Source organism: Curtobacterium sp. NPDC090223 (assembly GCF_044746585.1).
Taxonomy (GTDB): Bacteria; Actinomycetota; Actinomycetes; order Actinomycetales; family Microbacteriaceae; genus Curtobacterium.
The window spans coordinates 184,989-209,673 of record NZ_JBIVCN010000003.1; the positions used below are offsets into that span (position 1 = coordinate 184,989).

The window sequence follows — 24,685 nt, forward strand, 5'->3', positions numbered from 1 at the left end:
GCGCCACACAGCAGCAGAGCCCGCACCGAGACGGTGCGGGCCCTGCTTCGTGGCAGTTCGCCTACGCGGACTTCTCGACGCGCTTCGCTCGCGGCCGCGGGACGATCGTCGGCGCCGCGTTCTCGAGCACCGACGCACGCGTCACGACCACCCGGGCGACGTCGTCGTCCGAGGGCACGTCGAACATGATCGGCCCGAGCACTTCTTCCATGATCGCGCGGAGGCCACGGGCGCCGGTCTGTCGCAGCACGGCAAGGTCGGCGATGGCCTCGAGGGCGCCCTGGTCGAACTCCAGCTCGACGCCGTCGATCTGGAACATCCGCTGGTACTGCCGGACGAGCGCGTTCTTCGGCTCGGTCAGGATCTGCATGAGGGCGGACTGGTCGAGCTGCGACACCGTCGTGACGACGGGCAGACGACCGATGAACTCGGGGATGAGTCCGAACTTGTGCAGGTCCTCCGGCAGGACGTCGGCGTAGAGGTCCTGCTGGTCGAGCGGGCTGTGCAGCTGTGCGCCGAACCCGATGCCGCGCTTGCCCACGCGCGAGGACACGATCTCCTCGAGCCCGGCGAACGCCCCGGCCACGATGAACAGCACGTTCGTCGTGTCGATCTGGATGAACTCCTGGTGCGGGTGCTTCCGACCGCCCTGCGGCGGCACCGAGGCGACCGTGCCCTCGAGGATCTTGAGCAGCGCCTGCTGCACGCCCTCGCCGGAGACGTCGCGCGTGATGGACGGGTTCTCCGCCTTGCGCGCGATCTTGTCGACCTCGTCGATGTAGATGATGCCCGTCTCGGCCCGCTTGACGTCGTAGTCGGCGGCCTGGATGAGCTTGAGCAGGATGTTCTCGACGTCTTCGCCGACGTACCCGGCCTCGGTCAGGGCGGTGGCGTCCGCGACCGCGAACGGCACGTTGAGGCGCTTCGCCAGGGTCTGGGCGAGGTAGGTCTTGCCGCAGCCGGTCGGCCCGATGAGCAGGATGTTCGACTTGGCGATCTCGACGTCGTCGCGGTCTTCCGCGGCGGTGATCTGCCCCTGCGCACGGATGCGCTTGTAGTGGTTGTAGACCGCGACGGCCAGTGCGCGCTTCGCCGGGTCCTGCCCGATGACGTACTCCTGCAGGAAGTCGAAGATCTCGCGCGGCTTCGGGAGTTCGAACTCGCCGCTGCCGGTCTCGTCGCTGGCTTCCGCCAGACGCTCTTCGATGATCTCGTTGCAGAGTTCGACGCATTCGTCGCAGATGTAGACGCCGGGACCGGCGATCAGCTGCTGTACCTGCTTCTGGCTCTTGCCACAGAAGGAGCACTTGAGGAGGTCAGCGCTCTCTCCGATGCGTGCCATGCTCCGGCCTTCCCTGGTCGACGTGCACACGGCTCGTGTGCACGGGTCGTCGTGTTGTCGAGCCTAACCGCATCCGGTGACACTCACGGCGACGCCGAGCGCGTTTCCGGCGGCGCGTTCGCCCAGGGCGTTCGGTCCTGCTAGGTTGGTCCCGGTGTTCTACAAGTTGTAGAGCACCAGAGGTCCCCGGAAGGAACAGTCCCATGCAGAAGCGTCTCGCCGTCGGCGGAGCAGCGACCCTCGGCGTCGTCGCCGCCATCGTCCTCGGCACCGCCGCGTCCGCGAGCGCCCACGTCGAGGCGACGAGCACGTCCACCGCCGCCGGCTCCTACACGACGGCCACGTTCTCGGTGCCGCACGGCTGCGACGGCTCCCCCACCACGAAGCTGCAGTTCCACGTGCCGTCCTCCGTGATCGAGGTCACGCCGACCGTGAACCCGAACTGGGACCTCACCAAGACCACCGAGCCGTACACGAGCCCGTCCGCCGCGGCCGACGACGAGTCCGCCGAGGACGCCGGTGAGCGCGTGACGAGCGTCACCTACACGGCGAAGACCCCGCTCCCCGCCGACGAGCGCGACACCTTCTCGCTGTCCTTCTCGCTGCCGGACGGCAAGGCGGGGGACGTCGTCTCCCTCCCCGTCACCCAGACGTGCGAGAAGGGCTCCATCGAGTGGGACCAGGTCCAGAAGGCCGGCGAGGCCGAGCCGGAGCACCCGGCGCCCTCGATCACCCTGACGGCGGCGTCCACCACGACCGACGGTGACGACGAGCAGGCAGCGGCCACCGACGACTCCACGACGGCCGCGTCCGCCGACACCGCCGGGACGCAGCCCGACCTGGTCGGCCGCTTCCTCGGCCTCGGTGGCCTCGTCCTCGGCGCGGCCGGCCTCGTCGTCGCGGTGGCGGCGACGCGTCGCCGCAGCACGAAGTGACGACCGAGCGGGGGCGGGTCACCTCCCGTCCGGCGCGGCGCCGGTCACACCGGGCCTGGAGGCTCGTGGCCGCGTCCGCCACGACCCTCGCCATCGCGGGCGGTGCCGTCCTCGGCCTCGCCGGTCCGGCCAGCGCGCACAACTACATGATCGCCTCGACACCGAAGGTCGACGGCACGTTGACGTCCCTGCCGGACGCGTTCGAGATCACCACGAACGACAAGCTCCTCGACATCGGCGGGTCCGGGTCGGGCTTCGCCTACCGGATCGTCGGACCGGACAAGCGCTACTACGAGGACGGTTGCGTCGACATCGACGGCCCCTCGATGACCACGAAGGCCGCACTCGGTGCCTCCGGCGAGTACGAGATCGAGTGGCAGATCGTCTCCGCCGACGGCCACACCGTCTCCGACGAGTACGCCTTCACGTGGAAGGCCCCGGCCGGCTTCACGCCCGCGAAGGGTTCGGCGACCCCGCCGACCTGCGCCACCGCGGGTTCGGCGTCGAGCTCGTCCGCGACCACCGGCACCGCCTCGGGCGACACCGACTCCGCCACCTCGGACGCGATCTGGATCGGTGCCGGCGGCCTGGTCGTCGTCGCCGCGATCGTCGCCGTGCTGCTCCTGGTCCGCCGCCGCCCCGCCGAGGACCCCGACGACGAGTGACGCCCTCCCGGCCAGGTCCGTCCTGCCGGTGAGATCGCAACTCGTGTCGCTCCGCGCGACCCGATGTGACACCGAATGCGATCTCACGGACGCGATGCGAGCCTCCAGGCCGGCACCGGTACCGGCACGGACGACGAAGGGCCCCGCACCATCGGTGCGGGGCCCTTCGTCGTGTGCGCTACTTGACGAGCACCGGGAGGTTCTTCCGGCTCGTCAGCACCTGGTCGATCAGGCCGTACTCCACGGCTTCCGCAGCGGACATGATCTTGTCGCGCTCGATGTCGTGGTTGACCTGCTCGGCCGTCTTGTTGGAGTGCTTCGACAGCGTCTCCTCGAGCCAGGTGCGCATGCGGAGGATCTCCGCCGCCTGGATCTCGATGTCGGACGCCTGACCGCCACCCTGCTGGGTCGCGGGCTGGTGGATGAGCACGCGGGCGTTCGGCAGCGCGAGACGCTTGCCCGGCGTACCGGCGGCGAGGAGCACCGACGCGGCCGAAGCGGCCTGGCCGAGGCAGACCGTCTGGATCTGCGGGCGGATGTACTGCATCGTGTCGTAGATCGCCGTCATCGCGGTGAACGAGCCACCGGGCGAGTTGATGTACATCACGATGTCGCGGTCCGGGTCCATCGACTCGAGCACGAGCAGCTGGGCCATGACGTCGTCGGCCGACGCGTCGTCGACCTGGACGCCGAGGAACACGATGCGGTCCTCGAACAGCTTCGCGTACGGGTCCTGGCGCTTGTAGCCGTAGGCCGTGCGCTCTTCGAAGCTCGGGAGGATGTACCGATCAGTGGGAGCCGGGACGTTCTGCGCGCCACCGAGCATGGGGAGATGCATTCTCGTTTCCTTTTCTTCGGTGGGGATCAGGACTGGGCGTCGGGGTCGGCGGCCGGCGTGGGGGTCTCGCCGTCGTTGACGGTCCCGCCACCACCGATGACCTCGGCGGACGACGCACGGAGGTGGTCGACGAAGCCGTAGTCCAGGGCTTCCTGCGCCGTGAACCAGTTGTCGCGGTCGTTGTCCTTGAGGATCTGCTCGATCGACTTGCCGGTCTGCTCGGCGGTCAGCTCGGCCATGCGCTGCTTCATGTCGAGGATGACCTTGGCCTGCGTCTGGATGTCCGCGGCGGTTCCGCCGAAGCCACCGGACGGCTGGTGCAGGAGCACACGGGCGTTCGGGGTGATGTAGCGCTTGCCAGGCGTGCCCGACGAGAGCAGGAACTGCCCCATCGACGCGGCGAGGCCGATGCCCACCGTGACGATGTCGTTCGGCACGAACTGCATCGTGTCGTAGATCGCCATGCCGGCGGTGATCGAACCACCGGGCGAGTTGATGTAGAGGTAGATGTCCTTCTCAGGGTCCTCGGCGGCGAGCAGCAGCAGCTTGGCTGCGATCTCGTTCGAGTTGTCGTCGCGGACCTCGGAGCCGAGCCACACGATCCGGTCTCTCAGAAGGCGGTCAAAAACACTGGGGTTCAGTGTCGCTTCGGCCATGGAAAAGCTCCCGTTCAGTTGTCGCTTGATGTCGAACTTATCGGTTGCAACGCAGCAGTTCGCGCCTGTTCGCTGTCGGCAATGCGCGGTGCCGTTCCAGGCGCTTCCCGGCACCGCATGGACCCCGAGACACCTCCGAGTTCCCGAGACGCCGCGCTCTTCGGCGGTGTCTCGAGGCACGCGCGGCGTCTGGACACACGGGCGGCGTCGCGAGCGCAGGCGGTCGCCGCCCACGAACGGACAGGAGGCACGGTGCCAGCTGGCACCGTGCCTCCTGTCCGTGACGCTGGTCGCGTCGGCCGGCGGACTACTCCGCGTCGACCGTGGCCGGCTGGGCGACACCCGCGGTGAACGCGGAGAGGTCGACCGGCTCGCCGTTGGAGTCCTTCACCGTGACCTGCGCAAGGACCGTGGCGACGGCCTTCGAGCGGGCGACCTCGCCGACCATGCCGGGGATCTGCCCGTTCTGGTCGATGACCTTGATGAACTCGCCCGGCTCCATGCCGTACTGCGCGGCGGCCTGGATCAGGTACTGCGTGAGCTCTTCCTGCGAGACCTGGATCGACTCCTTCTCGGCGATGGAGTCGAGGAGGATCTGCGAACGGAAGGCCTTCTCGCTGGACTCGGCGACCTCGGCACGGTGCTCGTCGTCCTCGAGGCGGTTCTCCTGCTCGAGGTGACGCTGCACCTCGTCCTCGATGAGCTTCTCCGAGATCGGGATGTTGACGTCCTCGAGTAGCTTCTCGACGAGCTTGTCGCGAGCAGCGGCGCCCTGACCGAAGGTCTTGGACTTCGCGATCTGCTCCTTGAGGTCCGCCTTCAGCTCGTCGATGGTGTCGAACTGGCTGGCGATCTGCGCGAACTCGTCGTCGGCCTCGGGGAGCTCGCGCTCCTTGACGGCGGTGACGGTCACGGCGATCTGGGCGGTCTCGCCCTCGCGGTCGCCACCGACGAGCTTGGACTCGAAGGTGGTGGACTCGCCGGCGGTGAGGGACTCGAGCGCCTCGTCGATGCCCTCGAGCAGGTCGCCCGAGCCGAGCTCGTAGGAGACGCCGGTGGCCGAGTCGACCTCGTCGTCGCCGATGGTGGCGGTGAGGTCGATCTGGGCGAAGTCGCCCTTCGTCGCCGGACGGTCGACCGTGACGAGCGTGCCGAAGCGCGTGCGCAGGTTCTGCAGCTCCTCCTCGATCTCCTCGTCGGAGACCTCGACGGCGTCGACGGTGAGCTCGTAGGAGCTGTAGTCGGGCAGGTCGAACTCGGGACGGACGTCCACCTCGAAGGTGAGGACGAGGTCACCGGTGAAGTCGTTGACGTTCGGCAGCTCGGAGACGTCGGCCTCGGCACGGCCGAGGATGCGGAGCTCCTGCTCTTCGACCGCCTGGCGGTAGAAGGTGTCGATGGCGTCACCGACGGCGTGGTTCAGGACCTCGCCGCGGCCGACGCGCTGGTCGACGATCGCCGGCGGGACCTTGCCCTTGCGGAAGCCGGGGATGTTGATCTGCTCTGCGATGTGCTTGTACGCGTGGTCGATGCTCGGCTTGAGCTCTTCCGGCGTCACGTTCACCGTGAGCTTGACGCGGGTCTCGCTCACCTTGTCGACGGTGCTGTTGGCCAAGGGGGATTCTCCTGATGGTTGGCGATGGTGTGGGTCCTGGTCGGGGCGACAGGATTTGAACCTGCGACCTCCCGCTCCCAAAGCGGGCGCTCTACCAAGCTGAGCTACGCCCCGTTTGAATGGGCCAGGGTGCTCGCGCACACCGGTGGGGCGCATGCGACGCCGATGAGTCTAGCGGTCCGCTGGTGTCCGGTTCTCGGGAGCTTCACCGGTCTGCCGCAAGCCGCGGCGCCACTGCACCCCGACGAGGACCTGGACACCGAGCGCGGCGACGGCCAGCACGATGCCGAGGACGATGCGCCACACGTGCAGGAGCGCGTGCCACGGCGGGGCAGCGGGGTCCCCGAACAGCTCCGGGCGCAGGGAGAGGACGACCGCGGCGAGCGCGACGAGCACGTACGAGAGGATCCGCGAGCGTTTGATGGTCCGCTGTGACGACTCGTCCGGTGGCGGCAGGATCATGAGGTCTGGTTCGTCCGCTCGTGTGTCGTTCGTCCGCTACAGTAGTGGGGCTGCGCCTCGAGCGCAGGCGCGGGGATGTAGCTCAATGGTAGAGCCCCAGTCTTCCAAACTGGCTACGCGGGTTCGATTCCCGTCATCCCCTCCAATCCGTCACCCGCTCCAAAGGGTCTCGAGCCACTCCCGCGGCGCACTCCGGTAGCTCGCCGGCATCTCCTCGCCGGACGCGTCGATCGCCCGCTGCCAGCTCAGCACCCGTGCGACCACCCCGAGCGTCGTCGCGAGCCCGACGATGTGCTGCACGTCCGGGTCCGCCGCCACGCCCGGTTCCCCGAAGAACGTCTCGAGGTACGCCTCGACTCCCCCGGGGACGTCCTCGCGCCCGGCGACGAGCAGGCTGAGGAACGGGTGCGACACGCACGCGTCACCCCAGTCGAACGGCACCGCCCCGCGTGCGAACGCGTTGCCGACGTGCAGGTCGCCGTGCTCGAGCGTCGCCATGGGCATGAGTTCGTCGAGCTCGACGGCGGCATCGGTGAGCAGCGGCACGAGCCCCCGGTGCTCGGGTGCCCAGCGGGCGACGAGCTCGGCGGCGACGTCCGGCAGCACCGCGAGTCGCAGGTCGGGCACGCCAGCACGGACGAGGTCATCGGCAGCGGCGGGCTCGGTCGCCCACTGCGCTTCGGCGTAGTGGCGCATCACGTCGAGCCACACGGCGTCACGGTCCTCGACGAGCCGGACGATCGGACCCCCGTCGGGCAGGAGCACGTGCTGCCCCTCGGCCGCGACGGGCCGCTGGACGTGCGGGACCCCGTGCAGCGCGAGGACCTCGAGCAGCGCGGGTTCGGCCGCGACCCCCTCCGGTGCGGTCTTCAGGTACAGGTCGTCGGCGTCCGTGGACACCCGCCAGATGGTGCTCCACGCGCGTCGGCGGACCTCCTCGACCGCGCGCACCTCCGTGCCCTGCTCGGCGAGCGCCGACCGTGCCCATGCCACCGCGTCCATCCCGACACCGTACGACAGCCGACGGAGCCGACCCGGGCCTCCCGTCCGGAACGACACGGCCGGAACGGCCGGACCGACATGGGCAGGCCGACGCCGCCGGAACGACACGCGGACCGACGCCGCACGACCAGCGCACCCACCTGCCGGACTTGACGAACCATTCGAACACACGTTCGAATACGTCTCGTGGGACGGCGTCGCGAGAACCGGTGGCAGCCCCCGGAACACCCGGAGGTCGAACGTCCGCGCGCCTACTCCCTGTCCGAGGACGCCCGCGGCCCCGACGTCTGCCACGCGGTCACCCCGATGGCCGTCTGGGCGTGGATCCAGTTCCCGACCTTCCACGTCCGGGTGAAGGCGTTCGCGAAGAGCTGGACGCGTGACGCGGTGCTCGTCGAGTGGGCGCAGTTCGGGCAGCAGGCCGAGGCGTGGGTGTGGCGTTCCGCGGTGAAGCACCGGACCCTCCGGGCCGAGGCGGACCGCCGCAGGGGTCAGTCCAGATGACGCACGCGATTGACACCCGCCGAGCGGCACGAGATCGTTTAGGCAACGCCGGTACAGCAAGAAACTCGACAATCAAGACATCCGTCCGCGAGTGTCACGACCGGAAGGAGGCACCATGAAACCCCATGACGTGCCGTCCTGGGTGGCACATGTGCTCACCCCGCCAGAAGTCATCGCCGCCTACGTCGACCGACGGGTGAACGACCCGTCGCTGCTCTCCGGCGACCAGCACGAGCCGACCTACGCGGACTTCCTCCGCGAGGAGTAGACCGTCACGCCGACGCTCGCAGCGGTCACGCACGCGAGCGCCACGACCTCGACGAGCGAGAGCGCTTCGCCGAGGACGAGCAGCCCGGCGAGCGCCGCGACCGCCGGCCCGAGGCTCTGCAGCACGCCGAACACCCGCGTGGGCATCCGGCGGAGCGCGAGCATCTCGAGCGCGTACGGCAGCACGCTGGAGAGCACGGCGACGGCACCGAACACGATCAGGAGCGCCGGGTCGGCGACGACACCGTCGACCGCGGTCTCGAGCCCGAACGGCAGCGAGACCAGCATCGCCACGAGCATCGACACCGCCAGGCCGTCGACGCCCGGGATGATCGCGCCGACGTGCCGGTTCATCACGATGTAGCCGGCCCAGCACGCGGCGGCGGCCACGGCGAACGCGACGCCGCCGAGTTCGGTGACCGCGGACGGCCCGATCCCGAGCAGCACGACACCGGCGAGGGCCAGCACCGCCCAGAGTGCGTCGCGCCACCGCCGGGTGTGCACGAGCGACAGAGCGAGCGGCCCGAGGAACTCGATCGTGACCGCGACGCCGATCGGGATCGACGCGAACGCCAGGTAGATGAAGACGTTCATGCCACCGAGCGCGAGCCCGAGTCCGAGCGCGCCGAGCCACTGCGCACGGCGCCAGTGCCGGACGCGCGGGCGGACGACGAGCGCCAGGACGATCGCGCCGATCACGAGCCGCAGTGTCGCCGCGCCGACCGAACCGACCTCGTCGAAACGGGTCTTCGCGATCGCTGCGCCGAGCTGCACGGAGACGATCGCGGCGAGCGCCAGCAGCGGCGCGGGGACGCGCGTCATCCGAGGTAGGCGAGGACGGCCAGGACGCGGCGGTGGTCCTCGCCGGTGTCCTCCAGCGCGAGCTTGGCGAAGATGCTCGACACGTGCTTCTCGACGGCCCCGGTGCCGATCACGAGCGCACGGGCGATCGCCGCGTTGGTCCGGCCCTCCGCCATCAGCCCGAGGACGTCGCGCTCGCGCGGTGTCAGGGCCTCGAGCGGGTCCCGGCGGCGGCTCATCAGCTGTGTGACGACCTCGGGGTCGAGCACGGTCCCGCCGGAGGCGATGCGCCGGACGGCGTCGTCGATCTCCTCGAGTCGGGTGACGCGGTCCTTGAGGAGGTACCCGACGCCGGACGTGCCGGATGCCAGGACGTCCTCGGCGTAGGTGGCCTCGACGTACTGGGAGAGGAGGAGCACGCCGGTCCCCGGGGCCAGGCGGCGGGTCTCGACGGCGGCGCGGACGCCCTCGTCGGTGAACGTCGGGGGCATCCGGACGTCCATGATCACGACGTCGGGGGCACCGGCGGGCAGGGTCGCCAGGAACGAGACCGCGTCGGCGTACTGCCCGACGACCTCGATCCCGGCCTCGCGCAGGACCCGCGCGAGGCCCTCGCGCAGCAGTACGGCATCGTCGACGACGACGGCCCGGATGCGTGCTGCATCCGGGCCGTCGGTCATGACACCAGCCTAGCGGGACCCGGCCGTCGAGCCGGGTGCGGTGTCACCGGGAGGTGGGGACCCCGTTCAGTGCGCCGAGCGGGATCCGTGCGGTCGCCTCGGTCGGCCCGCCGGAGGGGCTCGACACCGTGAGCTCCCCGTCGAGGGCACGCATCCGGCCCATCAGGCCCTCGATGCCGTGGCCCTCCTGCACGCTCGCCCCGCCGACCCCGTCGTCCGTGACGCTGACGGTGAGGTACCAGACCGAGGAGGCGTCCACGACGAGCCCGAGGTAGACGCCGGCCGTCCGGGCGCCGGCGTGCTTCGTGGTGTTCGTCAGGAGCTCGGACACCGTGAAGTACACGTTGCGCTGGATCTCGGTCGCGAGCTCGAGGCCCTCCGGCAGGCGGATCTCGAGTCCGACCGGGATCGGCGTCCGGGCGACCAGGGCCTCGAGCGCGGCGACGAGTCCGCGGTCGAGCAGGATCGGCGGCGCGAACCCGCGGGACAGCGCGCGGAGTTCGTCGAGCGCGTCCTTGGCGTGTTCGGAGGCCTCACCGATGAGCTGCTTCGCCGCAGCCGGGTCCTTGTCGAACGCCCGCTCGGCGGCCGACAGGTCCATCCGGAGCCGGACGAGCCGCTGCTGCGGGCCGTCGTGCAGGTCGCGCTCGATCTGTCGGAGCGCCTGCCCCTCGGCGGTCACCGCGCCGGCACGGGAGGCCTGCAGCCCCGCCACGCGCTGCTCGAGCACCTCGGCGCGGAACCCGCCGAGCAGCCCGAAGTCGATCCAGTAGTGCGCGATCACCGAACCGCGGGCCCAGAGCGGGAACAGCACGACCGAAGCCGCCATGCTCACCGCGCACGCGAGCGCACCGAGGATCCACGCCCAGGTCGCGTCGATGCTGTTGAGCATCAGCCACTCGTTGATCTGCCAGCCCCAGCGGAGCGCGGTGAACCCGGCGACGATCGGGCCGAAGAACCCGGTGACGAGGAGCGCACCGGCACCCACCGTGACGAGCGCGGCGAGCGGGTAGACGACCGCCGCGTGCAGCAGGTACAGCCAGTAGTGCGGGTTCGCCACGGCCGAGCCGGTCCGTGCCCACCAGTTCTGCTGCCAGCGCGGCGTCCAGTCGACGGGACGGATCGGGCGCGGGTCGGCCCACGAGATGCGGAGCCGCTCGAACTGCCCGAGCCACCGCGCGACGAAGAGCGCGACGAAGAACATCAGGAGCACGAACGGGTTGAAGAGGTCACGGAAGCCCCCACCGAGCACCGCGGCCGGGAACGCGAAGTACAGCGTGCACAGGAGCACCGCCGTCAGGGCCATGTACCCGAAGTCCCGGGGCAGGCGCTTCCACGCGTCCCGGTAGAACTCCCCGGCGGTCGGGGTCGGCGGCTGCGCGGGGATCTGCGGCGGCTGCTGCTGCGGCTGCGCGGGCATGGGCGTCGTGGCTCCTGGCGGTACTGCGTCGTCCAGCGGCACGGTGGTCGCCTGGTCGAGACGGTCGGTGTCGGTCATGACTCAAGCCTCGCGAACACGGGCTCTCTCCCCCATCCTGCCGTCTCCCGCATCCGGGGTGGGGTTAGCCCTACCCTGGCTCCATGGGGACGACGACGGAGACGCGGACGGACGAACGATGGATCGCGCTGGCAGCGGTGGTGGCTGCCCTGGCGTTCGCGATCGGCCCGGTGGCCGGGCAGGTGGTGCTCACCCAGTGGGACCCGGGCCAGCCGGTCCTGATCGGCGCCGCCGCCGTCGGCGGGGCCGCGTCGGTCGTGGTCGCGCTCTCCGCGTGGCGCCGCGGCGACCGCACCTCGCTCGGGTTCGCGCTGTCCGTGCTCTGCTCCGCGCTCTCCTGGGTACCGCTCGGCCCGCTGTCGTTCCCGATCACGACGATCCTGCTCATCGCGTCCGAGGCGCTGCTCATCACCTTCGGCGTCATGGTGCTCCGGCGCTCCACCGGGAGCCCACGCGTCGCCGGCTGGGTCATCGCGGTCGGTGCGTCCGTCTGGCTGTTCGGCGGCTTCGCGATCTGGCTCGGCACCCTGCCCGGGACATCACAGACCGTGCTCACGGTGCTCTTCGCCATCCCCGCGGTCGGCCAGTTCGCCGCGTTCGTGGCCGCGGCACTCCTGTTCGCCGGCCCGCTGCTGCGCCCGGTGCGCGCCGGCGTGCAGTACCTGTGGTCGACGGCCGACGTGCGCTGACGGTCCCCGGTGGGTGACGCGCTCCGCGCGCTCTACGGTGCGGTCGGCGTCCGGGTCACGTACGGCGCCGGACTGGAGGCCGACCTCGCCTCCGCCTGGACCCACGACTTCCCGACGGGGCGGGTCGACCACACGTGGGTCGCCACCCGGTTCGAGCGGGTCTGGGTGGGCCGCGGCGACGCGTGGGAGGTCCTCGAACCCGGTGGCGTCGCGATCGTCGCGGGCGGCGCTCCGACGTGGGTCGGGACCCGCAGCGCCCGGCACCCGCCACCCCGCGCCGAGGACCCGCTGTTCCCGGTGGTCGGGGTCCACCACGGCGAGGTCGCGTTCGGCCCGCTCATGCCCGAGGTCCTCGGGCTGCCGGACGTGCTCACCACGATGCGGCCGCAGGACAACGGCTGGGGCACCGGCTCCGACGTCGTCCTGACCCTGCAGCACCTCGGCTCGCTCGTCGGGCAGCGCTGGCCCGGCCCACCGCAGGACGCACTGGCCGAGATGGTCGTGACGACGGCCCTCAGCACGTGGCGGCCGCCGGTCCTCCGCGACAACAGCCTGACACGGTGCATCGACGCCATCGCCGGCCCCGGCCCGGCACCGACCGTCCCCGAGCTCGCCGTCCTCGCGAACACGTCCCAGTCCACACTCCGGCGCCGCTTCCGCGCGGGGACCGGGCTGACCCCGGACGAGTTCTCCCGGTGGTTCCGGACGCTCCCGGTCCGACGAGACCTGCTCGAAGGCCAGGACCCGACCGAGGTCGCCGCGCGCTTCGGGTTCCCCACCGTCCGGTCGATGCGCCGCACGCTCGATCGAGTCGAGGGCTCCCTGCCACGTCTGCGGCGCGCAGAGACACGACTTCGGATTCTCGATTGACCGATCCGGTTCACGAAACCCGGGTTTCGTGAACCGGATCGGTCAAACCGGAAGAGGAAATCGTGTCTGCCGTCGCGCAGGCTCGATCCGGGGTGGTCCGGGTTGCGCGGGCGGTCAGGCGGCGCGGGAGGTCAGGCGGCGCGGGTGGCGAGGCGTGCGGCGCGGCGGGTGGCCTGCTCCTCGGGGTCGGGGACCGGGGCCGCCTGGATGAGGCGTCGGGTGTACGGGTCCTGCGGGGCGCGCAGGATGGCGTCGCAGGTGCCCTGTTCGGCGACCCGGCCCTCGTGCAGGACGACGACCCGGTCGCAGAGGGTGTCCACGACGGCGAGGTCGTGCGTGACGAAGAGGCACGCGAAGCCCAGGCGCTCCTGGAGTTCGCGGAACACGTCGAGCACGCGGGCTTGAACCGACACGTCGAGGGCGCTCGTCGGCTCGTCCGCGATGAGGAGCGCCGGGTCGAGTGCCACCGCGCGGGCGATGGCAACGCGTTGGCGTTGGCCTCCGGACAGTTCGTGCGGGAAGCGCTCGCGGTACCCGCCGTCGAGCCCGACGTCGGCGAGCAGCCGCTCGACGCGCTCGCCGGCCTCCGTGGCGGAGAGCCGGAGGATCTGGCGCAGCGGTTCGGCGACCGTCTGCCCGACCGTGTACCGCGGGTTCAGGGAGCGCAACGGGTTCTGGAACACCACCCCGACCCGGCGGCGCATCGCCCGGCGGTCGACACGGCTCGCGCCGGACACGTCCGTGCCGTCGACGGCGATCGTGCCCGCCGTGATCGGGGCGAGCCCGACGGCTGCCCGTCCGATCGTCGTCTTGCCGCTGCCGGACTCGCCCACCAGGCCGACGATCTCCCCGCGCCCCACGGTGAACGACACGTCGTCGACCGCGCGGAAGCGGCGGCGCAGCGCACCGCCGTACTCGACCACGAGGCCCCGGACGTCGAGGACGGTCGACGGGGGCGGCGTGGCGGGGCCGGTCCCGGCCTCCGGTCCGTGCAGGACCATGCGTGGGACCGCAGCCAGCAGTTCGCGGGTGTAGTCGGCCTCCGGCGCCGCGAAGACGGCGCTCGCCGTACCGGACTCGACGACCTGGCCGCTGCGCATCACGACGACGCGGTCGGCGATGTCGGCGACGACGCCCATGTCGTGGGTGATCAGCAGGATCGCGGTGCCGGTGCGCTCGCGGAGTGCGCGGAGGACGTCGAGGACCTCGGCCTGGACGGTGACGTCGAGCGCGGTCGTGGGCTCGTCGGCGATGAGGAGCTCCGGGTCGGCGGCGAGCGCCATCGCGATCATCACGCGCTGGCACTGTCCGCCGGACAGCTCGTGCGGGTACTGCCCGAGCCGGCGCTCCGGCTCGGGGACCTCGACGGCGCGGAGCAGGTCGAGGGAGCGTTCCCGGACGGCCGAGCGGTCGAGGGAGCCGTCGGCGCGTCGGACGGCCTCGGCGAGCTGGAACCCGATCGTGAACACCGGGTTGAGCGCCGCGGAGGGGTCCTGGAAGATCATCGAGACGCGGCGGCCGCGGACCTCGCGGAGGTGCTGCTCCCCCGCCGTGAGGACGTCGACGCCGGCGAGCCGGATCGCCCCGGATGCCCGAGCACCCTCGGGGGCGATGCCCATCGCGGTCATGGCCGTCATGCTCTTGCCCGAGCCGGACTCACCGACGACGGCGACCACCTCGCCGCGGCCGACCGTGAAGGAGGCGTCGTCGACAGCGCGGACGAGCTGGCCCTCGACGTCGAACGTCACGGTGAGGTGGTCGACCACGAGGACGTGCTCGCGCGGCTCGGTCATGTCAGTCCGTCCCTGGTGCGTCGTCGCCCGTGTCCCGGGCGGCCTTGAACGCCTCCCAGTCCTCGAGCATCTTCCGGTGGTGGCCGTTGAGCCACTGCATGTAGTCGCGGCCGTTCCGGAGGCGCTCGCGGACCGCGGCGTCGACGTCCCCGGCGGCGGTGTGGCCGTCCTGCTCGACGACCGCCAGCCCGCGGGCGATGATGTCCCGCTGCCGGTCGAGGTACTTCCGCTCCCCGGCGAGCCAGCTGCCCCACACGTCGGTCTCGGCGCGGAAGAAGTGGCTCCGCTCTCCTGGGACCGTGACGCGCTTGACGAACCCGGCGTCCGCGAGCCGCCTGGTGGCCATCGACACCGACCCCGAGCTCGCGCCGAGCGCCGCCTGGAGGTCCGCGGAGGACGAGTACGGGGCACGGGTCATGATCAGGTAGCCGAGCACCCTGGCGTCGGTGAGTGGCATGCCGGCGCCGTCGGCGAGCATGATCGCGAACTCCTCGACGAACGCCTGGCGTTCCGGTTCGAGGTGCAGGTCGTCGCGTGCGTCCCCCTCCTGCGGTGCGGTGCTCATGCCAGGCCTGCCGCGACCTCGGGGGCCTCCTCCGGGATCGACCAGGGCTCCTCGCTCATCCCGCCGCTGCCCCGGATGCCGGTGACCACGCCCTCGGCGTCGCGGGTGTACACGATGTCCTCGTCCACCGAGCCGAACCGGTTGCCGTGGGTCATCCGGAGGGTGTCGGCGTCGACGACCTCGAGGCGCGTCGGGGACTCCAGCGGGTCCGGGCCGGACGGGTCGATCGCCAGGAGCCGGTCGCCGACGCGGGCGATGTCGGTGACGCCCCACGGGTTCGCGTACCGGCCGGTGAAGCTCGCGGCGACGCCGTCGTCCGTCACGGCGGCCCCCGGTGCCGCGGTGTCGGCCGCGGCGTCGAGCAGGTGCAGGATCCCGGTGGCGATGAGCGTGGCGGGGCCGGCGGCGGAGCTCGTCATGACGGACACGACGAGCGAGGACGCCGGGTCGAACAGCGACTGGGTGATGTGTCCGGGGAAGCCGCCGGAGTGACCGCGGACCTCGCGACCGTCGATGCGGTCCACGATGAACCCGGCGCCGTAGCCGCGGGCTGCGGGGTCCTCCTCGGTCGCGCTCCACGACTTCCGCTGCGCGAGGCGCTTCGAGTGGTCGCTGAGCAGGTCGCCCTGGCCGAGCACGTGGGCGGAGAAGTACCGGACCAGGTCGGACGCGGTGCCGTGGAAGCCCGTCGCCGCGGCCATCGCCCGGGTGTCGACGTGGGCGATGCGCTGCCGGGTGCGTGCCACGTGGAAGCCGGAGTAGCCGATCACGAAGTCGTCCTCGCGCGACGGGTCCCAGTCGGGGCCGGTGTTCCGGAGGCCGAGGGGTTCGACGATCTCCTGGCGGACGAAGTCGTTGTAGGTCCGCCCGGAGACGGCCGCGATGACGAGCCCGAGGAGTGAGTACCCGAGGTTGGAGTAGTTGAACGAGGACCCGGCCGGGACCTTCTGTCCGCGGTCGAGCACGAGCGCGAGGAGTTCGGACTCGTCCGGGAACGGCCGCTTCAGCGACCAGTAGTCACCGTCGTGCCCGTCGCGGATCACGCCGGCACCCATCTCCATGAGCTCCCGGATGGTGGCGTCCGCGATCGGCGAGCCGCCGTCCACGAGCGCCGGGACGTACGTGCCGACGGTGTCGTCGAGCCGCAGCGACCCGCGCTCGGCGAGGAGCAGCAGCGCGGTCGACGTGAACGTCTTCGAGTGCGATGCGATCCGGAACAGGTCGTTCGTGGTGAGGCGGCGGCCGGCCTCGACGTCGGCGTAGCCCCACGCCTCGGAGAAGAGTTCCTCGCCCTGGAAGCCGATCGCGACCTGGACGCCGGGCACCCGCAGTTGCCACACCTTGTACGCCACCCAGTCGCGGATGTAGGGCAGGGTCGTGCGGTACGCGTCGAGGGCGACGGCGGTGTCGGTCACAGGGTGTCCTTTCGAGAACGGGTCACGGGGTCAAGACTGCCGTCAGCGTCGGCGCGGGTCGAGTGCGGCGCGCAGGGTGTCCCCGAGCGCGATGACGGCGAGGACGGTCACGGCGAGGAACGACGCCGGGGCGATCAGCATGTGCGGGGCCCGCAGGAACTGGGAGGTGGCGGCGGAGAGCTGCAGTCCCCACGAGATCGCCGGGCTCTCCAGCCCGATGCCGAGGTACGTCAGCGAGGACTCCGACACGATCACCCCGCCGACGGTGATCGTGGCGAGCACGAGCAGCGGTGAGACCGACGACGGCAGCACGTACCGGGTCGTGATCCGCCACGTGGACAGCCCCATCGTGCGGGCGGCGAGCACGAACTCGGCGTTCCGCACACCCCGCACGCTCGAGCGCACGAGCCGTGCCATCGTCGGCCAGCCGAACAGCGCCAGGACGAGCGAGACCGTCAGCACCGAGCGCTCGCCGACGCTGTTGAGCACGACGACCGCGCCGAGGAGGAACGGGAACCCGAGGAACACGTCGGTGAGGCGGGCGAGGACCGCGTCGACCCAGCCGCCGACCATGCCGGCGACCGTCCCGACCACCAGGGCGACCATGCCGGCGAGCACCGTGGTGAGCACCGCGACGGAGATCGAGGACCGCGTGCCGTAGACGACGTTCGCGTACACGTCGCAGCCCTGCAGGTCGAAGCCGAACGGGTGCCCCGACGACGCCGGGTCCCCGCTCCGCCCGAGGTCGCACACGCGCGGGTCGCCGTGTCCGAACAGCCCCGCGAAGAGCTGCGGGAACGCGGCGATCGCCAGGACGACGACGAGCACCGCTGCCGGCACCCAGAAGCCGGGCGTCCTGGCCGCGGCCGCGAGGGGGCGGCGCCGGGCGGCGACGACGGGTTCGACGGTGGCGGCGATGGCGGAGGTGGTCATGCGGCGGCTCCCGATCGGACGCGCGGGTCGAGGGCGGCGTGCAGCAGGTCGACGAGCACGCTCGTGACGAGGAACACCAGGATGAGGGCGGTCGAGATCCCGACGACGACGGCGCCCTCGTGCGAGCGGATGCCCTGGAACAGCAGGTTCCCGACGCCGGGCAGGTTGAAGATGCCCTCGATGATGACGGTGCCGCCCATCAGGTACCCGAGGTCGGTCGCCAGGTACGTCGCCGTGGGGATGAGCGAGTTCCGCATCACGTGCACGCCGACGACCCGGCCGGGCGTGAGGCCCTTCGCGCGGGCGGTCCGGACGTAGTCGGCGTCGAGCGTCTCGATCATCGACGTGCGGGTCAGCCGCGACACGGCCGCGAGCCCGAACAGCGCGATCACGAACGCCGGGAGGACGTAGGCGGTGGGCCAGCCGGCCGTGGCGCCCGCGACCGGGAACCAGTGCAGCCGGACGGAGAACACGAGCTGCAGGGCGACACCGAGCACGAACACCGGGACCGCCCCGACGACGATCGTGCCGACGAGCACGGTCTTGTCGAGCACGGTGCCCCGCTTGAGCGCCGAGAGCACCCCGAGCCCGATGCCGAGCACGATCTCGAGCGCCCACGCGGTCAGCGCCAGGGTGATCGTGACCGGCCACCGCGAGGCCATCTGCGCCCCGACGGACTGGCCGTTGAAGTCGGTGCCGAAGTCCCCGCGGAACAGGCCGCCGAGGTACTGCACGTACTGCAGCCAGAGCGGCTGGTCGAGGTGGTACTCGGCGCGGAGCGCTCGCACCACCGACTCGGTGAGCGGGCGGTCCCCGCCGAGCGCCCGGATCGGGTCGCCCGGCAGCGCGAACGTCATCGCGTAGATGAGGAAGGTCACGCCGAGGAACACGATCGCCAGGCCGCCGATCCGGCGGCCGACGGCGAGCGCCGGACGCATCACGAGCCTCCAGGGATGGTCGCGGACACCGGACGGGAGGCCCGGGTCGGGTCCGCCACGTGGCTCGCGCAGGCGAGGATCGCCCCGTACTGCACCCCCACCAGCTTGCCCACCGGGATCGGCTCCGCATCGCTCACCGCGTCCGCCTGCCAGAGCGCGTAGCGCTCGGCCAGCCGGTCGCGGAGCCGCCGCAGCGGCGCGGACGCCGTGCCGGCGGTCGTCTCCGCCTCGATGGCCCGGAGGAGCATGCCGCCGTAGCGGAGCCGGAAGCAGCGGACGAGGTCCTCGCAGCCGAACCGCTCGGCGACGGTGGCCATCCGGTGCGGCGGTTCCCGGTCGGCGCGGGCGCGGTCGGTCTCCGGCGTCGACACGAGCATCGGGACGAAGGCGCGGGAGCCGTCGAGGAAGGGGGTCTCGATGGTGGTCATCGGCGACGCGAGGTCGAGGATCTCCTGCAGCTCCGCGCCCGATGCCCCGAGGTCGTCGGCGCAGCGGCGGAGCAGGTCGGCGTACGACTCGTCCGTCGGGGTCTGGTCGTCGGCGTCCGGGTGGCTCCAGTACGGCAGCTCCGCGACCATGCACAGCGCGCCGTGCCGGAGTGCCCAGGACGCGCTCGACGCCCCGTGGATGTGCTCCCCCGGGTCGACGCCGAGCCCCTCGAGGTAGTCGTAGGCCTGCTCGATGCCGTCCATCGCGAACACCGCCGGGGCGAGTTCGCGGAGGAACGGCGACTCCGGCTCACCGGTGTCGAGCGGCAGCCCGAGTGCGTCGGGTACCGCGTGCAGGACGTCGATCACGTCGGGCAGGTCCTCGGACAGGTAGTAGTAGACACCGCCCATCTCGCCGTTGTGCAGCGAGACCAGCAGGTCCGGCTCGGTGTCGTCGATGAGCCGCATGAACGCGAGCGTCTCCGGCAGCACCTGGTCGAAGTACACCGACTTGTAGCTGTTCGGGAACGTCCACTCCACCTGGCTGTCCGGGGCCGGCCGGTAGAAGTGCCGCGAGTAGAACACCCGGTCGTGCGGGTCGTGGAACCACGCCTCGTTGAGCCGCATGCCGTCCGGGTCGATCGTCGGGACGATGTGCCACGTCGTGTCGAGTTCCGCGGCGGTCGCCGGGTCCTCGGCCATCGTGGTGGCGAGGTGCAATGCGGTCCAGGAGCCGATCGGTTCGTTCGGGTGCACGCCCCCGACGATGACGGCCGTGTGCGATCCCGAGCCGACGCGGTAGGCGTTGAGCGGTTCCCCGAGACGGCTCGTCCCGATCCGGGTCACGGTGACCCGGTCGGGGTGCGCCGCGGCGAGCGCGTCGAACCGTGCGTGCAGGTCGTCGACGAGCGGGAAGCCGTCGTGGTCGGGGACCTCGGTGACGAGGCGGAGGATGGTGTCCTTGTCCATGCGGTGGTGCCCCGGCCCTTACTGCACGGCGATCTTGGCGATGACCGGGCTGCCGGCGACCGCGGGGAGCTTCGTCACCTTGTCGCTCGTGACGTAGGAGTACTTGTCGAAGAACGTCGGGATGATCGGGAAGTCCTTGAGCACGGCCTGCTGCGTCTGGTTGTAGTAGTCGTTCGCCTCGGACTGCGACCCGGCCGAGTCCGCCTTCGCGAGCAGCGAGTCGACGGTGTCGTCCTGGTAGTAGCCCGTGCAGGCGGTGCAGCCGCCGGCGCTGGTGAACAGGGCGCGGAGGGTGTTCTGCTGGCTGATGTAGAGCGCGCCCCAGTGGCCGAAGTGCGGGCCCTCGATCTTCTTGTCGGTCAGCTCGGAGTAGTACGAGGCCCAGTCGGTCGTGGCCTTCGCCTCGGCGTCGACCCCGAGGTTCTGCCGGATCTGGTTGGCGTACGCCTCGTACAGCGAGTCGAGGCCGATGCCGCCCGGGTAGACGAGCGTGATGGTGCCGTCGAAGCCGCCGGCGCTGGCCAGGAGCTTCTTCGCGGCGGCCGGGTCGAACTCACAGGCGTCACCGCAGATGCCCTCCTGCGTGCCGGACATCGACGGCGGGGTGAGTGCCGTGGCGGGTTCGTACAGGCCGCCGTAGATCGCCTTGTTGACCTGCTCGCGGTTGATCGACATCGAGATCGCGCGACGCACGTCGGCGTTCGAGTAGCGCTCGTCCCAGAGCGGGAAGCCGATGTAGTCGATGCCGGGGGCGTCGAAGGAGTGCAGCTTGTCGCCGAAGTCCGCCTTCGCACTGGTCATCTTGTCGGTCGGCAGGAAGAGCACGTCGGCGTTCCCGGCGAGGACGTCGGTGTACGCGGTGTTCATGTCCGAGTAGCTGCGGAACGTGACGTTCGTCGTCGTGGGCTTGGTGCCCTCGTAGCCCTTCCACGCGGTGACGGTGAACTCCTGGTTCGCCTTCCAGGCCTTCGTCATCTCGTACGGGCCGTTGCCGATGGGCTTCTTGTCGTACGCCTTGATGTCGTCGTAGGCGGCGGACGGCATCGGGTAGAACGCGGTCTGCGCCTGGCTGAGCTGCAGCGGGAACTGGCTGTCCGCGTGGGTGAGGGTGACCGTGAAGGTGTCGTCGCCGGTGACCTTCAGCCCCGACATCTCCTTCGTCGTCGGGGTGCCCTTCGCCGGGTTGAGGTCCGAGTAGCCGACGATCGAGGCGAGCTGCCCGCTGTTCTCCCACGCGTTCGGGCCGTACGCGACGTAGTTCCACGCCTTCACGTAGCTCTCCGGCGTGACTTCTTCGCCGTTCTGGAACTTCCAGCCGTCGCGGAGTGTGATCGTCCACGTGGTGGCGTCGTCGCTCTCGACGCTCTTCGCGGCGACGTCGTGGAGCTTCCCCTTCGCGTCGGTCTGCGTGAGCGGGGCGAACAGGCTCATCACCTGGTCGAACGCGACCGTCTGGCGGCCGGGCGTGAGGTGGTCGGGCTCCCCGGTGGCGTACACCAGCGTGCTGCCCGAACCGGAGGCGGAGTCGGCGTTCCCGCTCGAGGAACACCCCGTCGCCACCAGTGCCAGCGTGGCCGCTGCGGCCAACGCGGCCATCGTCCTGCGTCGCATGATCTCTCCTCGGGTCGTCGTTGAGAAGTGAAGCTAGGCCCGCCCTGCGCTCGGAAGCAACAGTTCTTTCAATGCGCTCTGAAACATTTACCGTTCCGAAACACTAGGGAAACGACAGCCGTCGCGCTCGGCGGGGGACCTGTGCCACGCTGACCTGCATGCGACACACGCCCCACTTCCTGATGACCGAGGTCGCCGAGGTCCAGCGCCTCGTGCGCGGCAACCCGTGGGCCACGATCGTGTCGCACACCGCGTCCGGGATCGTCGCGTCGCACTACCCGTTCCTGCTCGAGTCGTCCGCCCCGGACGAGATCGTCCTGGTCTCGCACGTCGGCCGGCCCGACGAGCTCGCGCACGAACTCGGCCAGCACGAGGTGCTCGTCATCGTGCAGGGGCCGCACGGCTACGTCTCCCCCGCCTGGTACCCGGCGTCACAGTTCGTGCCGACGTGGAACCACGTCACCGCGCACCTGTGGGGTACGCCGGAGATCCTCTCCGACGAGGAGAACTTCCGCGTCCTCGGCGAACTCGTCGACCACTTCGAGCAGGTGATGCCCGAGCCGGTGTCGCTCGACGTCGACGAGGAGACCGCCAGGCGGATCGCGAAGGGCACCGTGGGGATCCGCATCCGGGTCACCCGGTTCGACGCCCGCGCGAAGCTGTCCCAGAACAAGGCACCCGAGGTGGTGGACGACGTCATCGCGGGGCTCCGCGGGGACGGCCCGTACGCGTCCCCGGCGCTCGCCGACGAGATGGAGCGGGTCCGGGGCGGTGGTCACGCGTGACCGAGGTCCTGCTGCGCACCGTCCGGCGGGTCGGCACCGCCGGCGCTCCCGCGGACGTCCTGGTCCGCGACGGTCTCGTCGTCGAGGTCGCGCCGGCCGGCACGCTCGACGCCTCGGGTCCGGACACCGACGTCGTCGAGGCCGACGGGGCCTGGCTCGGCCCGGCCCTCCGTGACCACCACACCCACTTCGACCAGTGGGCGCTCGTCCGACGCCGGGTCGACGTGTCCGCGTGCGACTCCGCCGAGGCCACGGCGGCCGTGCTCGCCGAGGTCGCGCGGACCGGGGTCTCGGACCCGGTCCTGATCGGCCACGGGTACCGCGACGGGATGTGGCCCCGCCCCGCACGAGGTGCGCTGCTCGACGGAGCCGCGCCGGGCCTCCCGACGGTCGTCATCAGCGGCGACCTGCACGCCGTCTGGTGCAACGCGCTCGCCCTCACGCACTTCTCCGAGGCCCTCGGCCGGCCGCTCGCGGCGGGCGAGGACGGCGTCCTCCGCGAGCAGGACGCGTTCGACGTGACCGGTGCGCTGTCCCAGGTCCCGGACGCGGTGCTCGACGGGTACGTCGCGGACGCGGTCGAGGCCGCCGCCGCGCGCGGACTCGGGAGCGTCGTCGACCTGGAGATGCGCTTCGGACTGGACCGCTGGGTCCGCCGGATCCACGGCGGCACGGACGCCCTCCGGGTGTCCTCCGGCGTGTACCCGGCGGAGCTCGACGCCGCGATCGACCGCGGACTCCGCACCGGGGACGTCGTCGACGGCACCAGGGGGCTGCTCACGATGGGGCCGTTCAAGGTGGTCACCGACGGGTCGCTCGGCACCAGGACGGCGGCGCTCACGGACGGCTCCGGCGTGCTCGCGTGGCCATTCGAGGACCTCGTCGCGATCACCAGACGGGCCGTCCTCGCCGGGCTGACCCCGGCGATCCACGCGATCGGCGACCGGGCGAACACCCTGGCGCTCGACGTCTTCGAGGCCGTCGGCGCCCGCGGGACCATCGAGCACGCGCAACTGCTCGTCGCGAGCGACTTCGACCGGTTCGCCCGGCTCGGCGTCGCCGCGTCCGTGCAGCCGGAGCACGCCATGGACGACCGGGACATCGCCGACCGCTACTGGGCGGGCAGCACCGACCGGGCGTTCGCGTTCGCGTCGCTCGTCCGGGCCGGTGCCCGCGTGCTCCTCGGGTCGGACGCCCCGGTGGCGCCCCTCGACCCGTGGGTGTCCCTCGCCGCGGCCGTCGGGCGGGACCGGGACGGCCGGGCGCCGTGGCACCCGGCCGAGCGGCTCACCGCGCTGGCGGCGTGGACGGGCTCGACGGACGGCCGGGTCGGGGTGTCGGTCGGGGACGTCGCCGACCTGGTGCTCGTCGCGGCCGACCCGCTGACGGCGTCGTCAGACGCGCTCCGTTCGATGCCGGTGCTGGCGACCGCCGTCGCCGGACGGTGGACCTACCGGGACGTGTAGGGCGCGCTCACTTCTGGTCCTTCGGGCACCAGTACAGCTTGCGGCCGGCCATGTCCGCCATCCGGATCTCCGTGCCGCACACCCGGCAGGGCTCGCCCTGGCGGTGGTACACCCAGTGGCGGTCCTTCCGGGACTTCTGGGCCTTGCGGTGGTCCGCCTCGGACAGGCCGTCCATCGTCATCATCAGGCCGTCCCGGACGCCGTCGTGCAGCAGCTTGGACCAGTCCGCCCAGAGCGCCTTCGCCTGCTTGACGGTGATCTTCTTGCCGACCTTGTACGGATCGATGCGCTGCCGGAACAGCAACTCGGCACGGTAGATGTTGCCGATGCCGCTCACCACGGCCTGGTCCATGAGCAGCTGACCGATGGCGACGTTCCGCTTCCGGACGTTGTCCACGAAGATCTTCTCGGCCTCGGGGCCGTCGTCGTTGATCGGGTCGGGGCCGAGCTTGTCGAGGGCCTGCTGCACCTCGGCCGGGGTCTCCACCACGCACGCGGTCGGGCCGCGGAGGTCGGCGACGGTGTCCTCGGTGAGGAGCCGAACGCGCACCTGGCCGACGGGGTCCGGCGGGAAGGCCTCGATCGGGTCCTCGACCTTCTCCTGCTCGGCCATCCGGTACCGCGCCAGGCGTGGTGCGCCGATCGAGCTGAGCGACAGCTCACCGTCCTGGTCCGACGCGAGCGCGGCGTCGGTCGACAGGTCGCCCGCGAAGTCCCACGCCCCGTACAGCCCGAGGTGGACGCGGAGGAACAGGTCGCCCTCGAACTCGAGGAACATCTGCTTGCCGACCGCACGGGCAGCGATCACGCGCTTGCCGTCGAGCTGTGCGGCCCCGGCGGCGAACCGGCCCTGGGGACTCGACACCTCGCAGCGTTTGCCGACGAAGTGCCGGGTGAACTGGTTGGCGATGCGGTGGACGGAGTGACCCTCGGGCATGGGACCTGTGTACTCGTCGTG

25 protein-coding genes and 2 tRNA genes are annotated in these 24,685 nt (G+C 71.0%); 9 read left to right on the forward strand and 18 right to left on the reverse strand.

Going from position 1 to position 24,685, the window contains the following annotated elements:
• Window positions 1–61: 61 nt before the first annotated feature.
• Window positions 62–1,342 (reverse strand): ATP-dependent Clp protease ATP-binding subunit ClpX, encoded by a 1,281-nt coding sequence (gene clpX / locus ACIPJY_RS08310; RefSeq protein ID WP_400462810.1) that lies wholly within the window; start codon window positions 1,340–1,342, stop codon window positions 62–64.
• Between the two features lie 203 nt (window positions 1,343–1,545).
• Between clpX and ACIPJY_RS08315 the strand changes: the two genes are divergently transcribed.
• Both ACIPJY_RS08315 and ACIPJY_RS08320 read left to right on the forward strand, forming a co-directional pair.
• Window positions 1,546–2,277: a YcnI family protein gene (locus tag ACIPJY_RS08315; RefSeq protein ID WP_400462813.1), complete on the forward strand. Its 732-nt coding sequence runs from the start codon at window positions 1,546–1,548 to the stop codon at window positions 2,275–2,277.
• Between the two features lie 65 nt (window positions 2,278–2,342).
• Window positions 2,343–2,942, forward strand: coding sequence for a copper resistance protein CopC (locus ACIPJY_RS08320; RefSeq protein ID WP_400462815.1), 600 nt, complete (start codon window positions 2,343–2,345; stop codon window positions 2,940–2,942).
• Between the two features lie 178 nt (window positions 2,943–3,120).
• On the opposite strand, the gene ACIPJY_RS08325 is transcribed toward ACIPJY_RS08320, so the two are convergent.
• The 5 genes from ACIPJY_RS08325 to ACIPJY_RS08345 all read right to left on the reverse strand — a co-directional run bounded on the left by ACIPJY_RS08325 (window position 3,121) and on the right by ACIPJY_RS08345 (window position 6,513).
• Window positions 3,121–3,780: an ATP-dependent Clp protease proteolytic subunit gene (locus ACIPJY_RS08325; protein ID WP_400462817.1), complete on the reverse strand. Its 660-nt coding sequence runs from the start codon at window positions 3,778–3,780 to the stop codon at window positions 3,121–3,123.
• Between the two features lie 26 nt (window positions 3,781–3,806).
• On the reverse strand, window positions 3,807–4,436 hold the full coding sequence (locus tag ACIPJY_RS08330; protein WP_400462820.1) for an ATP-dependent Clp protease proteolytic subunit: 630 nt from the start codon (window positions 4,434–4,436) through the stop codon (window positions 3,807–3,809).
• Window positions 4,437–4,743: 307 nt separating this feature from the next.
• Window positions 4,744–6,051 carry a trigger factor gene (tig, locus tag ACIPJY_RS08335; protein ID WP_400462823.1) on the reverse strand — a complete coding sequence of 436 codons (1,308 nt, stop codon included), beginning with the start codon at window positions 6,049–6,051 and terminating at the stop codon, window positions 4,744–4,746.
• Window positions 6,052–6,088: 37 nt separating this feature from the next.
• Window positions 6,089–6,165: transfer RNA gene (locus ACIPJY_RS08340), tRNA-Pro, on the reverse strand.
• A gap of 57 nt (window positions 6,166–6,222) precedes the next feature.
• Complete coding sequence (locus tag ACIPJY_RS08345) at window positions 6,223–6,513, reverse strand: hypothetical protein (protein WP_400462825.1); 291 nt, start codon at window positions 6,511–6,513, stop codon at window positions 6,223–6,225.
• Between the two features lie 71 nt (window positions 6,514–6,584).
• Here ACIPJY_RS08345 and ACIPJY_RS08350 point away from each other — a divergent pair.
• Window positions 6,585–6,658, forward strand: a tRNA-Gly gene (locus ACIPJY_RS08350).
• Window positions 6,659–6,663: 5 nt separating this feature from the next.
• Here ACIPJY_RS08350 and ACIPJY_RS08355 read toward each other — a convergent pair.
• Complete coding sequence (locus tag ACIPJY_RS08355) at window positions 6,664–7,515, reverse strand: hypothetical protein (RefSeq protein ID WP_400462828.1); 852 nt, start codon at window positions 7,513–7,515, stop codon at window positions 6,664–6,666.
• A gap of 186 nt (window positions 7,516–7,701) precedes the next feature.
• Here ACIPJY_RS08355 and ACIPJY_RS08360 point away from each other — a divergent pair, with 186 nt between their 5' ends.
• Window positions 7,702–8,019 (forward strand): hypothetical protein, encoded by a 318-nt coding sequence (locus ACIPJY_RS08360; protein ID WP_400462831.1) that lies wholly within the window; start codon window positions 7,702–7,704, stop codon window positions 8,017–8,019.
• Window positions 8,020–8,134: 115 nt separating this feature from the next.
• On the forward strand, window positions 8,135–8,287 hold the full coding sequence (locus ACIPJY_RS08365; protein ID WP_400462834.1) for a hypothetical protein: 153 nt from the start codon (window positions 8,135–8,137) through the stop codon (window positions 8,285–8,287).
• Here ACIPJY_RS08365 and ACIPJY_RS08370 read toward each other — a convergent pair.
• Genes ACIPJY_RS08370 through ACIPJY_RS08380 form a run of 3 tightly spaced genes read right to left on the reverse strand, consistent with a single transcriptional unit; the run spans window position 8,260 to window position 11,265 of the window.
• Complete coding sequence (locus tag ACIPJY_RS08370) at window positions 8,260–9,108, reverse strand: EamA family transporter (RefSeq protein WP_400462836.1); 849 nt, start codon at window positions 9,106–9,108, stop codon at window positions 8,260–8,262. The genes ACIPJY_RS08365 and ACIPJY_RS08370 overlap by 28 nt on opposite strands.
• Entirely contained in the window at window positions 9,105–9,767 is a 663-nt protein-coding gene (locus tag ACIPJY_RS08375) for a response regulator (protein ID WP_400462839.1), read from the reverse strand. Before ACIPJY_RS08375 ends, ACIPJY_RS08370 begins: the two co-directional genes overlap by 4 nt.
• A 43-nt stretch (window positions 9,768–9,810) precedes the next feature.
• On the reverse strand, window positions 9,811–11,265 hold the full coding sequence (locus ACIPJY_RS08380; RefSeq protein ID WP_400462842.1) for a histidine kinase: 1,455 nt from the start codon (window positions 11,263–11,265) through the stop codon (window positions 9,811–9,813).
• Window positions 11,266–11,348: 83 nt separating this feature from the next.
• On the opposite strand from ACIPJY_RS08380, the gene ACIPJY_RS08385 reads away from it, so the two are divergent.
• Window positions 11,349–11,954, forward strand: a complete 606-nt coding sequence (locus tag ACIPJY_RS08385) for a hypothetical protein (RefSeq protein WP_400462845.1) — start codon at window positions 11,349–11,351, stop codon at window positions 11,952–11,954.
• A 9-nt stretch (window positions 11,955–11,963) separates the two neighbouring features.
• Window positions 11,964–12,824, forward strand: a complete 861-nt coding sequence (locus ACIPJY_RS08390; RefSeq protein WP_400462847.1) for a helix-turn-helix domain-containing protein — start codon at window positions 11,964–11,966, stop codon at window positions 12,822–12,824.
• Between the two features lie 131 nt (window positions 12,825–12,955).
• Here the strand turns inward: ACIPJY_RS08390 and ACIPJY_RS08395 are convergent, their stop codons facing one another.
• From ACIPJY_RS08395 to ACIPJY_RS08425, 7 genes are read right to left on the reverse strand one after another with little or no spacing between them, the layout of a single operon-like run.
• A complete protein-coding gene (locus ACIPJY_RS08395) occupies window positions 12,956–14,617 on the reverse strand; it encodes a dipeptide ABC transporter ATP-binding protein (RefSeq protein ID WP_400462850.1) in 1,662 nt (553 codons plus the stop codon).
• Between the two features lies 1 nt (window position 14,618).
• Entirely contained in the window at window positions 14,619–15,182 is a 564-nt protein-coding gene (locus ACIPJY_RS08400; protein WP_400462853.1) for a GbsR/MarR family transcriptional regulator, read from the reverse strand.
• Window positions 15,179–16,597, reverse strand: coding sequence for a serine hydrolase (locus ACIPJY_RS08405; RefSeq protein WP_400462855.1), 1,419 nt, complete (start codon window positions 16,595–16,597; stop codon window positions 15,179–15,181). Before ACIPJY_RS08405 ends, ACIPJY_RS08400 begins: the two co-directional genes overlap by 4 nt.
• A gap of 42 nt (window positions 16,598–16,639) precedes the next feature.
• Complete coding sequence (locus ACIPJY_RS08410; protein WP_400462858.1) at window positions 16,640–17,530, reverse strand: ABC transporter permease; 891 nt, start codon at window positions 17,528–17,530, stop codon at window positions 16,640–16,642.
• Window positions 17,527–18,468: an ABC transporter permease gene (locus tag ACIPJY_RS08415; RefSeq protein WP_400462861.1), complete on the reverse strand. Its 942-nt coding sequence runs from the start codon at window positions 18,466–18,468 to the stop codon at window positions 17,527–17,529. Before ACIPJY_RS08415 ends, ACIPJY_RS08410 begins: the two co-directional genes overlap by 4 nt.
• Window positions 18,468–19,865: a M14 family zinc carboxypeptidase gene (locus ACIPJY_RS08420; protein ID WP_400462863.1), complete on the reverse strand. Its 1,398-nt coding sequence runs from the start codon at window positions 19,863–19,865 to the stop codon at window positions 18,468–18,470. Before ACIPJY_RS08420 ends, ACIPJY_RS08415 begins: the two co-directional genes overlap by 1 nt.
• Window positions 19,866–19,883: 18 nt before the next feature.
• Window positions 19,884–21,476, reverse strand: a complete 1,593-nt coding sequence (locus ACIPJY_RS08425; RefSeq protein WP_400462865.1) for an ABC transporter substrate-binding protein — start codon at window positions 21,474–21,476, stop codon at window positions 19,884–19,886.
• Window positions 21,477–21,634: 158 nt separating this feature from the next.
• On the opposite strand from ACIPJY_RS08425, the gene ACIPJY_RS08430 reads away from it, so the two are divergent.
• Together ACIPJY_RS08430 and ACIPJY_RS08435 are read left to right on the forward strand one after the other, a co-directional pair.
• Window positions 21,635–22,261 carry an FMN-binding negative transcriptional regulator gene (locus tag ACIPJY_RS08430; RefSeq protein WP_400462867.1) on the forward strand — a complete coding sequence of 209 codons (627 nt, stop codon included), beginning with the start codon at window positions 21,635–21,637 and terminating at the stop codon, window positions 22,259–22,261.
• Window positions 22,258–23,727 (forward strand): amidohydrolase, encoded by a 1,470-nt coding sequence (locus ACIPJY_RS08435; protein WP_400462869.1) that lies wholly within the window; start codon window positions 22,258–22,260, stop codon window positions 23,725–23,727. Before ACIPJY_RS08430 ends, ACIPJY_RS08435 begins: the two co-directional genes overlap by 4 nt.
• Window positions 23,728–23,734: 7 nt before the next feature.
• Here ACIPJY_RS08435 and ACIPJY_RS08440 read toward each other — a convergent pair whose 3' ends face one another.
• Window positions 23,735–24,664 carry an Fpg/Nei family DNA glycosylase gene (locus ACIPJY_RS08440; RefSeq protein WP_400462872.1) on the reverse strand — a complete coding sequence of 310 codons (930 nt, stop codon included), beginning with the start codon at window positions 24,662–24,664 and terminating at the stop codon, window positions 23,735–23,737.
• Window positions 24,665–24,685: the final 21 nt, after the last annotated feature.